Source organism: Desulfobacula sp., from assembly GCF_030145145.1.
In the GTDB taxonomy this organism is placed as follows: domain Bacteria; phylum Desulfobacterota; class Desulfobacteria; order Desulfobacterales; family Desulfobacteraceae; genus Desulfobacula.
The window spans coordinates 70536-83957 of record NZ_JAQYWD010000002.1; the positions used below are offsets into that span (position 1 = coordinate 70536).

Here is a 13422-nt window from a genome sequence, read left to right on the forward strand (position 1 = left end):
TTTCTCCTTTTGTTTTCAGCGAGAAGAGTTCTAACCCTTCCAGCAGAGTATTTAACGCTTAAAATTTATTTCAACAATTCAAGATCATTCAAGACCCAGGTTTTGTTGATATATCCTTCCGTTGGGCCATAGAAGCGGAACACCAGGAAGAAACCCTTTTCAGGATTTGTAGGAACCCAGTTCTTTTCTTTTCCAGCAGGTGCTTTAGGACCGAAATAAACATCTACAGATCCATCAGCATTAACTACAGGCTTTTCACGACTGCCTATCGAAACGTTCTTGTTTTTCCCGGGATCCAGCAGGCTGCGGGTCGTGGGATTGTAAGCCGTTACCGCCCAGAAATTTTTAACTGGCGGTTTGGCTCCAACACGTAATTTATACGTTTTGCTACCATCAAGATACGCACCTTTATTATCACGAATGGAAGTAAGATATGCAGTACCCGCACCCGGCGTGGTAGAGATCAGGGCAGGAGAAACTACAATAGCGGCGTAATGCCACAAAGTGCGTGCATCAATATCTGCCACAGCATTACGTTCAAAAGTCGTATTGTGCAGGAACATTTTTTCCCAATGCCGTTTCGGCCAGTATCGGATCTCAGGATCGCGCGAGGCAAACACTATAGCGCGTGACATGGCTGCGCCCTGCTTAGCTCCCTGATCCAGAATACGCTTCATGCGCTCATCCGGATTAAATGGCTTTCCTTGAATAATGCCCAATGTCGCCAGGCGGCCCAACTGTTCAGCGCCAAATAATTCCTTGGGTTCGTATTGAATAATTTCATTCAGCATTTCAAACGCAGAACCATCTTCCGCAGCCAAGGAATTGAGACCGGTACCGGCAGTGTTATAGTAATTCGCCTGACGGGGGCCGGTTGCAAGTGGGTAGACTTTCAAGTTTTCTTTAAACCATTGGGTTGCCTCATCGCCTACACCAACATCACCCCAGGCGCGGAACATTGACCAAATTCGGTAGCTCGGTGACTTGACCACAAAATAGCCATCAGGCGTTTTGCCATCAAAACCGGGAGGCAGAAACAGGAACTTGCCGCCTTTACCCTTATCGGGCCCGACCACACCAATATCGGTCAGGAATTTAAAGGCTGCATCATTCACAGTGCCTAGCATACCCGGCGGTGCTTCTACCACTGTGGGGCCGTCTACCTTCAGGTCGAGTGAAGCAACCGCGTATACCGTGCTGTTGTTACCCGTCAGGTAAAGCTCAGTGGGTGTCAGCCCGGGGCTTGGGTGCACGCCTATATCGGATGAGGTTTTAAATCCGAAATCCCGGATCTGACCCTTGATGATGCCGTGCACAGACAGGGCGGGCATAAAGTCCATATAGGCTTGCGTGGCACGCTGCAAGTCCATCTCATGGTAAATCTTTTGAGTCGTTTCTTCGGTGGGATAGGCCTCGAGATCAAACTTCAAAGTGCCGAAATTCGTCTTGATCGTATCCGGCGCAGGTTTGAAATCTTTGTTGGTTTGTTTCTTGCCGGCATTGTTAAACAGGTTTTGCGTCTGCGCTGCCGTCTCAGCGTGAACCGGTACCGTAAGACTGGTTGCCATTAGTCCGGCAATGGCAAGCATCAATAATGATTTCATTTTCATGAATACGTCTCCAGTTTTGTTTTGGCGAGGCGAGTTCTAACCCGCCCCGCCGCCTATTTATCTTGAACGTATTATTTCACTAACTCCAGCTCGCTGGGGCGCCAGGTCTTGTCCAGCCAGGGCTCTAGTGGGCCGTACATACGTAATAGAATGAACCAACTCTTTCCTGGAATAGTCTGAATCCAGTTGCTCTCCTTGCCTGCCGGTGCTTTTGGAGCAAAGTAGATATCATAGGAACCATCTTTGTTGGCTTTGACCTCTCCGCTTAAACTATTTAGCCCGGCAAAGGGTTGATCGCTCTGAAGCATGCTGCGCGTCTGGGGATCATAAATTGTCACTGACCAATTGTCTTTTACCGGAACATTGGGCGGCAGGTTGAGTTTGTAGGTTTTTGCGCCATCCAAAGGCTGGTGTTTCGAATCTAACCCGGCAATACCGTAGTCCGAACCAACACCCGGTTTAATCCCTGCCATAGCCGGAGTGACGCAGACAGCGTTGTAATGCATCCAAAGTCGAGCATCTATGCGACGGATTCCATCTTTTAAGAAGAAGGCATCTTTTTCGGGAAACGCCATGACCCACTCACTGTCTGTCTCTGGATAGAAATAATGTCCGGGATCACGGGGATACACGGTATTGGCGCGTGCGTAGGCATTACCGATATCAACGGCTTCGGTGAGCAATTTTTCCATACGCGCATCCGGATTAAAGGGTTTGCCTTTAATGATTCCAAAAGTGGCAATCATTCCACGCATCTCAGGGTCGATAAAATCAATGGGTTCTTTTTGGATGATTTCATTGAGCCGTTCAAAATAGGTAAAATCATTGGGCGGAATCGTATTGTAATATACACCCGACATGTTTTTGAACTGCATCTTCGGCGGATTGTCTTTTTTTGCCAGCGGATAGACTTTCAGGTTGTTCTTGACGTTATCGGCAGCCTTTTTGACATCAGCTGGGTCGGTCACATTCCTGACATAACCGCGCATGAAGTTCCACACCACATAGCTCGTGGATTTAACGACAAAATACCCATCTGGAACATCCCCTTCATAACCAGGAGGCAGCACCAGGTATTTTCCGCCCTTGCCCTTATCGGGACCAGCTGCGCCCATATCGCTGAGATAGCGCATATTGCCATCATCAAGAATGCCCAGTTGATCCGGCGGAACTTCAATTACAGTTGGGCCGTCTTTTTCAAGGTCGAGAAAGCTCCAGTTATAGAGCGATGTGTTGTTATAGGTCAGCACCTGCGACTTTGAATCTCCCATCTGCTCCCAAAGCACAACCTGATGAGCGTCCCCCATACCCACGTCTTTACTGCCCTGGCGCAGGCTGTAGGTGGACACCGCCGGCATCATAGATATATAGATTTGCACAGCCCGGGCACGATCTACATAATCGTACACGGCATCTCTTGTCTTAAGCGTTGGGATCCCATCAAAGAATTCCAGAGTCCCTATGGCCGATTCAACCGTTGCTGGTGTGGTGATGTTTTCCGGAAGCGGTGTCGTCATTTTCATTTCAGGCTGTTGGGTGATCATTTTCGGTGATGCGGCCCATGCTGCCGTTGTCAGGCTGGTTGCCATTACTCCGGCAAGAAGCAAGCTAGCGAATTGCTTTCTTTTCATAATCATCTCCTATCAATTCTCTATGTTGTTTTCGGGCAGACCGTCATGCAGACGGCCTGCCCCAAAAGATTAACTAAGGATCGGTTCCAAAATTAGGTGAACTTTTGTTTTCAGAAACCCCAGTCTTTTAAGGGGTTTTGAAAACAATTTAAATCACTTTATTTTGTAACGATTCCTAATAACTATTGAACCAACTCCAATTCACTAGGTCGCCAGGTTTGATCTAACCATGATTGCAATGGACCATACATTCGTAATGCAACGAACCAACTTTTACCCGGAATAGTTTGCAACCAATTACTTTCCAGTCCCTGCAGTGGCTTTGGAGAAAAATACACATCAATTGAACCATCAGCATTCTTTTTCATTCCTTTCTTATAACTATCCAAAGTCGGAAACTGCTGGTCGGTCTGCAATTGACAACGGGTCTGGGTATCATACATGGTTAAAGCCCAGAAATCTTTCACCGGAATATTTGCAGGCATGTTCAGTTTATAGGTTTTGGAGCCATCTAGTGCCTGACCCTTGGAATCAACCATACCCATTGAATAGTCGGATCCTTTTCCAGCCGATTTGCTCGACATGGCAGGAGACACACATATATAGCCGAAATGATAAAACACGCGGCCATCGAGAACACGAGCACCCTCATCCATATAAACAGTGCTACCACCAATAATTGGTTGACACCAACCACTGTCTTTGCCATAGGTATAGAGACCTGGATTACGTGGCGAGAAACTTATGGCACGTGCTGCTGTATTACCTATGGCCGCTGCATCTACCAGAATATCAGTCATTCTTTCATCCGTAGGAAAGTCTTTGCCCTTAACAATACCAATGGAAGCCAATTGGCCAGTGATCTCAGCACCAAGAAAGCCTGCCGGTTCTTCCTGAAGAATAGCATGAACATTTTGGAAAAAAGAAAAATCATTCGGAAGAACGGTTTGGATCTCTTTACCCGTGCCATTGATAAATTCCATTTTTGCCGGATTATCCTTTTTAGCAAGTGGATACACTTTCAGATTGTCCCTGATATTCTTTGAAGCTGCTTCAATACCCTTATCAAGGTAACCCCGCATAAATAGCCAGGCTCCATAGGTCTTTGACTGAACAACATGAAAACCCGGAGGTACAGTACCTTTATAATCTGGTGGCAATATCAGGAAGCGGCCTCCTCGCCCCTGGTCCGGACCTGCCATACCTAAATCCGTCATATAAAGGAAGGCCATGTCATCTAATATACCCAGCATACGAGGAGGTAGGTCAACTACCAATGGACCGTCCTTTAAGTCTAACCAACCCATAGCATACATGGTAGAAGTATTTGCTGTTAACCACAGCGCTTTTGAATCCAGTAAGTTATCATATATCACTATCTTATTGTATGCATCGATACCAAATTCTTTCATCCCTTCGCGTATTGAATACATCGACATGGCCGGAATGCAGTTAAGGAAAGACTCCACAGCACGTGAACGATCGAGATAATCATAAACATTATTAACCGATGCTTCATCAGGAACCCCATCAAAGAATTTCATAGTTCCAATGGTGGTCTCCAATTTATCCGGAGCCATGATGCTTGCCGGAATAGGACTTGTCATTTTCATGACAGGCTCTTGCGTGATCATTTTTATTTTTTCTGCTTGGGCTAGGTCAACAGATGTAAAAATAGCCATCACCATTAAACACAGCGCTGATGTTAATAATTTGTTCGTTTTCATTTTCTTCTCCTTTTTCTCTTAAAGGACAGGTGAAATATTCACCTGCCCCAAAATATTAACTAAGGATCGGCTCCAAAATTAGGTGAACTTTTGTTTTCAGAAACCCCAGTCTTTTAAGGGGTTTTGAAAACAATTTAGATCACTTTATTTTGTAACGATTCCTAATAACTATTGAACCAACTCCACATTATTTGGAATCCACGTCTTGTCATTGAACGCGTTAAGTGGGCCGTAGTAGCGCATGTAGACAAAGAATCCCTGGTTTGGAACAACTTCTACCCAGTTTTGTTTTGCAATACCTTTTGGCTGCTTAACGGAAAAATAAATATCGATAGAACCATCTTTATTTACAACAGGAGCCGGTGTTTGCTGACTACTAATACTTGGATAAGGCTGAGTTTGAACTACAGCGCGAGTATATGTATCGTAAACGGTCACTGACCAGAAAAGCTTTACCGGAACCTTGGGGGGTACATTGAGTTTGTATGTTTTATTGCCGTCAAAGAAATTACCGTCTTTATCTTTGTATGTGGTTTGATACCTTGAGCCAAGACCTTCAGGCATCTGCGCTGCCATAGCCGGCGTAATCCCATCAGCGGTAAAATGAAACGTCGTACGCGCCTCAAGATTTATATAATCGTCCTGATAAAAAGTTGAGTTATTGGTGATATAGGGACTTTCCCATTCTCTACCGGGATACACTTTCGCGTTTTCGACTCGCGAATTAAACGCAATTACGCGGGACATGGCCACGCCTTCTTTAGCAGCCTGGTCCAGAATCTTCTTCATGCGGGCGTCGGGGTTGAACGGTTTGCCTTTGATGATGCCAATGGACGCCAGACGACCCAGCTTCTCTTTGCCAAAGGCTTCGGCCGGCTCGTAGTTGATGATGTCATGCATCCATTCGAACGCGCTGGCATCTTCGGGAACCAAGGTATTGATCGGCAACCCTGACACATTGGTAAACTTGCCTTTGCTCGGTCCGGTTTTCAATGGATAGACCTTGGCGTTCTTGCGAAAGAATTCCATGGCTTTTTCACCGGTTCCGACCACTGCCGCGTTGGCGCGAACAAAGGAAAAGAGACGATAGGTGGGCGATTTAAAGACAAAATAGCCCTCCGGCACATCGCCTTTGTAACCCGGAGGAAGAATCAGGTATTTTCCTCCCTTACCTTTGTCCATGCCGGTGGGGCCGATATCGAAAGCAAACAGGAAGTTTGCGTCGTCTACAGGTCCCATCAATCCGGCGGGCGCCTCAAAAACCGTAGGGCCATCCACTTTAAGGTCAAACACGATCATGGCATAGATACTCTCCGTATTACCGGTCAGCCACATTGCCTTGGAATCCAGGCGGTCGGCAGTCACCGAGATATCCGAGCTGTTCTTTGCCCCGTAATCCCGTGCCGTTCCGATCATCATTCCGCGCATGGACAGGGCGGGATACATATCGAGGTACAACTGCGTTGCACGCTGCAGATCAAGCTCGCCGTAAACCTTTTGCACCGTTTTCTCAGTCGGGTAGCCACCGGGGAATTCCAGCTTCCCGAACCGGGTCTCCATCTTATCGGGTGCCGGTTTGAAATCCTTTGCAGATTGTGGGGCTTGAGCGCCCGCCTGCGCAAAAATGCTCTTTCCCTGCTCTGCTTGAACCGGAACAGCCAAAACTGCCGTCAGCAAACCTGCCATAGCCAGTGTAATGAATGCTGTCACTTTCATCATCATTTCTCCTCCTGTATTTTTATTTGAGTTTAATATGTTTATTGCCCCAAGTTTATTGTTTAATAATGTTGTAGGAGATCTGAAACAAAAAAAAAATCCCCCGAACAGGGGGAAAATTGATCCCCCACAGTGGGGGATATTTTTTTTTGCCATCGGGTTTGACATCTTCTATGACAGTCTATAGGTGCTATCCGGCCCTTGACCCGGTCGCCACGGTTTGTTGACATGGGGGTTCGGTTTAGAAACGAATTTGCAGGCAAGCCCCCAGGATCGTCGCCGTGTCTATGTCCGGCAGGGCCGAGTCTGCCACTTGCGCGTCCAGATTCAAGTGCAGCGCCGGGGTGAGTTCGATGTTGTAGAAGAGTTCCACCACACTGGACGTATCGTCAATTCCGAGGGCATTTAAAAAACGAGCAGATTGAAAACTATTGTAACTGAAACCGAGCCCCATGCTGTCATTGTCACGTCCGGGGATCAGCCCTTTGGCATTGACACCGGCGCTGATGATATAGTCGAATGGGTTGGTATCCTTGTCGGCAAACTGGACACGGAAAAAGACACCCACACCCTGCAAATCCTGGCGTCCATTGGTGCTGTCGACAGGTTGTGAGGCGTCCCCTTCCACCCACAGGTATTGCCAGAAATCGGCAGAAAAAAACCAGGTGGAATCCTTGGTGCTGGGTGTCAGCTGTCCTTGATCAATGTTGATACGACCGTTTATTTCATTGAAGTTACCATCCCAGCCATACCCGTACATGAGGCCGAAACCACCGGGCAGACTGCTGATCTGGTATTGATTTGAGAGTGAAAGCAAGCCGAACATGGCGTCGTCGAAGTTGTCGAAGCCGGAGCTGTTCGAAGTATCTGTGCTCGTAGCAACCATGCCGGTGATCGTCATATTCGGATTGGGCATATACAGTGCGACACCCCCAAGAATGCTGTAGGGAATGATGAGCGCTGGAGACACGGGCATGTTCAGATTCATGTTCCACCACTGGCTTCTGCCGCGACCACCGGCAAACTCGTTGGCGGAGTCATAGGTGTCATACTTACCGAAGCCCAGGGCAAACGTATCGCTGAGAAACTGGGTGTAATTGATCACGGGGAGCCAGAGGCCAACATCGTCATCCAAGGTCGAAGTCGTGGGATGTGTCGCATCCGTATTGACCGGGATAAGGGAACCGCTGATGCTGTTGACCGAGTCCCCGTAGCGCGACACGGCGCGGATCTGTAGCAGGCCGCCGGGAATAAGGCCCATGCGGTCAAAATCCACATTGATGTTATAGTCTATCGTACCACCATATTCGGAGTCGGTGTCTATCCCTCCGTCCGTGACAGCCTGGAAATACTGATTGTAATCAAGATTAAAGGTAACGCCTTTTTTGGCCCATTCGGTCCGTTTGCCGCCGAAATCACCCAGCAGGTAAGACCGTTTGGCAAAATCACCGGAATAGTCAGGCAGCGGCAGGATGCCGCTGCTCTTTGCCTGGGCTTCGTCTGCCAGTGCAGACGGTACTGTGAAGAGCAGTGCGCTCACCACAAGGAACAGTACCACTACTGCGTTTTTTGCGAGTGTAAATCTATTGGTTAACATTGTTTAGACTCTCCTTTTTCATTACGCCCTCTGTCCTCAGCAAGTCTGCAAGCCGAGCCGAAGGAATCTCCGGCGCGGCTTGCACGGCTCGGGTTGCTATAATGTTTATTTCCACTAAATACCCCAGTACGCTTTCGGCAAGGAACATCTCCTTCAATTGAATCGTTCTTGATCGAAAGATCCGATCACGGAACAGGCATTTAGGTCAATTTTTTATCCCGAACCGGGGTTACTTAACTAGTTTAAAATCACCTGGTTTCCATATTTTGTCGAACCATTCTTGTTCTGGACCGTATAAGCGTAAAAGTACGTTAAAGCCTTTGTTAGGAACAGTTTGTACCCAGTTTTTTTCTTGTCCTTTAGGGGCTTCAGGTCCGAAGAAAATAGTGACACTGCCATCTTCAGACTTTTTCATGCCTGCTAATTTAGAGTCTACGCCGCCTGTTTTCTGATCCGTTTCTAAAATAGAGCGTGTTTGGTTGTCGTAAACCATGAATGACCAAAAATCACGGGCAGGAACAGGCCCTGGTAATGTAACGCTATAATTCATACCACCATCAAGCATTTTACCGCTTTCATCCATTGAGCCAATTTCATAAACTGATCCTTTACCTACAGTAGGCTTGACCATAAAGGGGGTAACGCCGGTTGCAAAAAGGTGGAAGCCAACACGATCATCTATTAGTCTAGCGCCAGTTTTAGACAAAAATTGATAGCTGCCACTTGAAAGCGGTGAAAACCATTTACGATCAGGATAAAAATAAACATCTGGGTTACGAGGTTTAAACATTACCCCCTTGTAAGCTGCATTGCCTAAGCTTGCTGCTTCAGTCAATATTTTTTGCATACGTGCATCGGGTTTAAATTCTTTACCTTTTTCAATACCAATTGCTTTTGCTAAACCTAATAGCTCTGGGTCACCCGAATTTGCAGGCTCATACTGAATCACTTCATTAAGTTCGTCATATATTGATGAGTCTGTTGAATGAAGCGTACTGTATTTTTTACCTGATATATTCATAAATTCAACTGGTTGTGGGTTATCAGCTTCTGCAAGTGGGTAAATTTTAATCCCCTTTTTAAATTTAGATAAGGTTTCTTCAAGTGATTCATTAGGCAACTGGAATGGGCGTGTTAGCATCCACTGACGGTATGTATTGGTTTTTAATACAATATAACCTTTTGGAATTTTCCCTTTGTAATCTTTACCTGCAACAAGATATTTTCCGCCTTTACCACCGTCTTGGGCGTTACCTAAACCAATATCACCCACATACAAAAAATAGGCATTGTCTAAAATTGAAATTACCGGTGAACCTACTTCAATCACAACAGGTCCATTTTTTACATTGATTTCTGCATGAGCATAAGGAGTAGTTGTATTAGGTGTTAACCACAATGACCTTGCGTCGATTAATTGCTCAGTAAGGGCAACAGTTTTATTGGGTATAACGCCTATATCACGATGACCTTTTAACATGGCATGCATGGCTACTGTTGGTACAGCTGATCCAAATAACTCAAAAGCTCTAGCAGTATCCATAAAGTCATTCGCTTTAATGAACGTTTCATCCGTTGGAAAACCGTCTTTATAAGTTAATTCACCTGCGTATTTTGTCATGACTGAATCTGGGGTTAACAAATTAGCGCTAATGTCCGCTTTGTATTTAGGGACATATTCATTGGCTTTAGCAGCAGTTGAGCTACAACTCATCAGTGCCAGAGTTAAACTCGCTGCAATAAGACTTTTACTTACGTTAATCATAATTAGATCCTTTTTAATTTTAATTTAATTGGGCGCCTGATCTTGTCAAACCAGGTCTGCTCAGGCCCCTATGCTTATTAATTTGTAATACGTGGCGATCCTACTTGATCAGGACGACATCATCCGGCTTCCAACTCTTGTCGTTGTAGGCCTTGAGCGGTCCATAGATCCTGAAAACCGGGAACCAGCCTTTGCCGGGGACGGTCTCGAGCCAGAACTTCTCTTTGCCTTTCGGTGGTTTCGGACCAAAGTAAATGTCGATGGACCCATCCGGGTTGGTCCCCGGCAGAGCCTGGCTGCCAATCGACGGGAACTCTTTACTGGTCTGCAACTGCGAACGGGTTGCGGGCTCGTAAATGGTCACCGACCAGAAGTCTTTGACCGGCACATTGGGCGGTATGTGCAGCTTGTAGTTCTTGCTGCCATCGAGGTACTTGCCATCGGCGTCTTTATAGACGAAAAGATACTTCGAACCCACGCCTTCCGGCATCACTGCGGCCATGGCAGGGGTATTTACGATGCACCCGTAGTGATAGAGCGAGCGTGCATCAAGGTTTCGGTACCCTCTCTTCACGAAGGCCGCGCTGCCGCCAATGAACACGGTTTCCCACCGCCGATCCGGGTAGACCTTGGCTTCAGGGTCGCGGGAGTCGAACGCATTTGTCCGCCCCATGGCTGCAGCGAGTTTGGCGGCCTGTTCAAGGATGCGCTGCATGCGCGCATCCGGATTGAAGGGTTTTCCTTTTTCGATGCCCAGTGCGGCCAGGCGTCCCAGTAGTTCCTTGTTGATGAAATCTACTGGTTCGTGCTCGATGATTTCGTGGAGCCATTGGAACGCTTCGATACCTTCCGGTGCCAGACTGTTGAGCGGCAGGCCGGTGACGTTGGTATAGCGCCCCTTCCGGCCGGGTTGGTCGAGAGGATAGACTTTAAGCTGCCTGTAGTAATTCATGGCCTTGTCGCCCTCACCAGGGTTGGCACGCATCAATCCCCACAGCCGGTAAGAGGTCGATCTCACCACGAGATATCCTTCAGGGACGGTTCCGTCGTAGCCGGGAGGCAGTAGCAGGTACTTGCCGCCCTTCCCCTTGTCTGGGCCGGTCGCACCGAAATCGACGACAAACCGGAAGTAGGCATCATCCAGAGGGCCCATCACCCCGGGCGGCACCTCGATCACCAATGGTCCGTCCTTTTTCAGGTCGATCGTGAGCATCGCGTAGATACTGTCAACGTTGCCCGTCAACCACAGCGGCTCGGAGTTCATCCGGTCAGCAAAGACCAACACTTCCGACGAACTGCGCGCGCCGTAGTCACGCACCTGAGCCTTCAGGATTCCGTGCATCGAAAGCGCCGGGATTAAGTCATAATAGGCCTGCGTGGCTCGCTGCAGATCCATTTGGTCCCAGACCCTCTGCGCAGTCTCCTTGGTGGGGTAACCACCGCCGGTAAATTTCAACGTGCCGAAATCGGTCTTGATCTGTGCCGGCGCCGGTTTGAAGTCCTTGGACGTTTGTTTCGCTTCAGCGGCGCCCAGCTCGAAGATGGTCTTATCCTTGGCCATGGCTGGATTTACAAGAGCCAGAACTGATCCGAGCAATACCACCATACTAAGTAATTTCTTCTTCATATCTTTTCTCCTTCTGTCCTCCTTGGTCGAACTCACATTACGCATCCGGTGAATACCAGATCGGGCTCTTATAAGCCCGTTCCAGCCCCATCGCCTTGAGGATGTTTAACATTATCAAGACTCCAAAATCTTTTTTAGTCATGGATGCTGCGCCAAGGATAATCCCTGGCGCAGCATACAATGCTTTTTTGCCCCCGTTACTTCGCAAATTTTGTCATGCTGAAGGCCGGAGGATTAGGATACTTCTTCAGTGACTTCTGGTATTCGCCCACAATCTTCATATACGGTCCGAGCACAAAGGCAGAGACTGCAGTCTGGTTCCATTGTTCCCGTGGATCACGGGCAATGTTGTAGACAGAAGGATACCCCATCCCCTCGGCACGATAGCCGCCCACGCCCATCAGGGACGGGTTGCCAGCAGATGCAATGAATTGCTTTGGATAAATACGCCACTGCTTCCAGCGCACTGCAGCAACCTCGCCTTCCATGAACGTGATCAGGCTTTCGCGCGCTGACTGCTTATTTTTACCTAGGAAGAAATCACCCTGATCGACGCCATCAATGGCACGGTCAGTGGGTACTTTGGCCCCGATAATGTTGGCCAATGTAGGGTAGAAATCGTGGATAGCTACCATCTCGTTGCTCTTTGCCGGTTTGATCTTACCCGGCCATTTGATCATGCCCGGAACGCGCAGTGAACCCTCAAGTGCATCGCCAACCTCTCCACGGAACGGTCCGGCTGAACTGCCCAAGAAATCGTTGTTAGACCCCTGGGTTGTAGCTGGCCCATTGTCGGAAAGCCATATGACGATGGTGTTGTCTTCAATGCCGGCCTCCTTTATGGCGTCAAGCACCTGTCCTGTACGGTAGTCAAGTTCCATCACAGCATCACCAAAAAGCCCGGCACTCGATTTCCCCTCAAAGTCGGGATGAGGCAAGGCCGGATAATGCACATGAGACCATCCCACATAAAGAAAGAATGGTTCCTTTTCTTTTGCCTGTTCTTTGATGTACTTCACGGAGGCTTGCGCTATGTCACCTTCGATATGACGCCTGTATTCAAGATCGTAGGGACGGACCTTTTTCAACACATCCTTCCCGGGTTCTGATTCCCAGATAGCGGTTTGCGATTTGGCAATTGCTTCTTCCGAAAAACCGCTTCTACGCATACCATCCGGATACAATACACCGTCGGTGGTTTGTAAAATCCCAACATGCCATTCATCAAAGCCCTGGTGAATGGGCAGACTTTGCTTTTCTTCACCCAGATGCCATTTACCCGTCATGGCAGTGGCGTAGCCTTTTGATTTGAACAGTTCGGCAAGCGTCACCTCACTATCCTGAAGTGTGCTAGGTGTACCGGCAATAATAATACTTCCCAATCCTGCACGTTGAGAATATCTGCCTGTCAGCAAAGCAGCACGGGACGGTGTACAGCCCTGCTCCACGAAAAACTGAGTGAGCATCATCCCTTCGCTTGCCAGCTGGTCGATGCGCGGCGTCGGCATGCCCCGAAGTTCACCACCGCTGCCGTAGCAGCCTAAGTCACCGTATCCCATGTTGTCTGACAGCATCAGCACGACGTTGGGCTTATCGGCCTTTTTAGAAGCGGCCGCCGCGTCCTGTGGTGTTGCAGCAACGGCAATGGTTACCCCCGCAAGTACGCAGCCTAACGCTGCCCACTTACGCGCCTTTCTTGCAAGATTAGATTTCTGCTTCATATTTACCTTCTTTTTAAAATGTTTATTT

General features: G+C 48.0%; 8 protein-coding genes. All 8 read right to left on the reverse strand.

Annotated elements, in window-relative coordinates:
- Positions 1-65: 65 nt before the first annotated feature.
- Complete coding sequence (locus Q1Q15_RS01365) at positions 66-1610, reverse strand: DUF1254 domain-containing protein (protein WP_300455566.1); 1545 nt, start codon at positions 1608-1610, stop codon at positions 66-68.
- Between the two features lie 71 nt (positions 1611-1681).
- The gene (locus Q1Q15_RS01370; RefSeq protein ID WP_300455569.1) at positions 1682-3241 is read right to left on the reverse strand and encodes a DUF1254 domain-containing protein; all 1560 of its coding nucleotides are present in this window, start codon (positions 3239-3241) and stop codon (positions 1682-1684) included.
- A gap of 182 nt (positions 3242-3423) precedes the next feature.
- Positions 3424-4968 carry a DUF1254 domain-containing protein gene (locus Q1Q15_RS01375; RefSeq protein WP_300455572.1) on the reverse strand — a complete coding sequence of 515 codons (1545 nt, stop codon included), beginning with the start codon at positions 4966-4968 and terminating at the stop codon, positions 3424-3426.
- Positions 4969-5136: 168 nt separating this feature from the next.
- Positions 5137-6690: a DUF1254 domain-containing protein gene (locus tag Q1Q15_RS01380; RefSeq protein WP_300455575.1), complete on the reverse strand. Its 1554-nt coding sequence runs from the start codon at positions 6688-6690 to the stop codon at positions 5137-5139.
- Positions 6691-6925: 235 nt separating this feature from the next.
- Positions 6926-8281 carry a carbohydrate porin gene (locus tag Q1Q15_RS01385; RefSeq protein ID WP_300455578.1) on the reverse strand — a complete coding sequence of 452 codons (1356 nt, stop codon included), beginning with the start codon at positions 8279-8281 and terminating at the stop codon, positions 6926-6928.
- A gap of 229 nt (positions 8282-8510) precedes the next feature.
- A complete protein-coding gene (locus tag Q1Q15_RS01390; RefSeq protein WP_300455581.1) occupies positions 8511-10046 on the reverse strand; it encodes a DUF1254 domain-containing protein in 1536 nt (511 codons plus the stop codon).
- A gap of 100 nt (positions 10047-10146) precedes the next feature.
- The gene (locus Q1Q15_RS01395; RefSeq protein ID WP_300455584.1) at positions 10147-11673 is read right to left on the reverse strand and encodes a DUF1254 domain-containing protein; all 1527 of its coding nucleotides are present in this window, start codon (positions 11671-11673) and stop codon (positions 10147-10149) included.
- Positions 11674-11870: 197 nt separating this feature from the next.
- On the reverse strand, positions 11871-13394 hold the full coding sequence (locus Q1Q15_RS01400) for an arylsulfatase (RefSeq protein WP_300455587.1): 1524 nt from the start codon (positions 13392-13394) through the stop codon (positions 11871-11873).
- Positions 13395-13422: the final 28 nt, after the last annotated feature.

Bases quoted from the DNA above. Each gene is read 5' to 3' on its own strand.
- Q1Q15_RS01375 (WP_300455572.1), bottom strand. From the start codon at position 4,968: ATGAAAACGAACAAATTATTAACATCAGCGCTGTGTTTAATGGTGATG.
- Q1Q15_RS01385 (WP_300455578.1), bottom strand. From the start codon at position 8,281: ATGTTAACCAATAGATTTACACTCGCAAAAAACGCAGTAGTGGTACTG.
- Q1Q15_RS01395 (WP_300455584.1), bottom strand. From the start codon at position 11,673: ATGAAGAAGAAATTACTTAGTATGGTGGTATTGCTCGGATCAGTTCTG.
- Q1Q15_RS01370 (WP_300455569.1), bottom strand. From the start codon at position 3,241: ATGAAAAGAAAGCAATTCGCTAGCTTGCTTCTTGCCGGAGTAATGGCA.
- Q1Q15_RS01400 (WP_300455587.1), bottom strand. From the start codon at position 13,394: ATGAAGCAGAAATCTAATCTTGCAAGAAAGGCGCGTAAGTGGGCAGCG.
- Q1Q15_RS01380 (WP_300455575.1), bottom strand. From the start codon at position 6,690: ATGATGATGAAAGTGACAGCATTCATTACACTGGCTATGGCAGGTTTG.
- Q1Q15_RS01365 (WP_300455566.1), bottom strand. From the start codon at position 1,610: ATGAAAATGAAATCATTATTGATGCTTGCCATTGCCGGACTAATGGCA.
- Q1Q15_RS01390 (WP_300455581.1), bottom strand. From the start codon at position 10,046: ATGATTAACGTAAGTAAAAGTCTTATTGCAGCGAGTTTAACTCTGGCA.